Below are 268 nucleotides of genomic sequence, written 5' to 3' on the forward strand. Positions count from 1 at the left end.
GGAGGATGGTCGCGAGCGGCGGGTGTCGGGGTTCCGCCTGGTGGCGTATGACGTGCCCGAGGGGCAGGCGGCGGCCTATTACCCGGAGACCAATCCGTTGGTGCCGCTGGAGAGTTATGGCGAGGGGACGTATACGCCGACGTCGAAGTTTGTGGCCATCAAGCTAGAGAAGGCCAAGGCCGGGAACCGGATCGAGGCGGTGTTGGCGGCGGATTGATCGGTGGCCTGGAAGGGCCTCCAGCATCCCGTCAGGGGCGGTGCACGGGGT

Annotated in this window: 1 protein-coding gene; it reads left to right on the top strand. The window is 66.8% G+C overall.

The features are described 5' to 3' along the window. Nucleotides 1–217 (top strand): hypothetical protein (locus tag SB765_RS30145; RefSeq protein WP_410932563.1); only part of this gene is annotated, 217 nt, incomplete at its 5' end. Nucleotides 218–268 lie beyond the last annotated feature (51 nt).

Origin of the sequence: Pseudomonas sp. SIMBA_067 (genome assembly GCF_046534675.1) — a bacterium.
Taxonomy (GTDB): domain Bacteria; phylum Pseudomonadota; class Gammaproteobacteria; order Pseudomonadales; family Pseudomonadaceae; genus Aquipseudomonas; species Aquipseudomonas putida.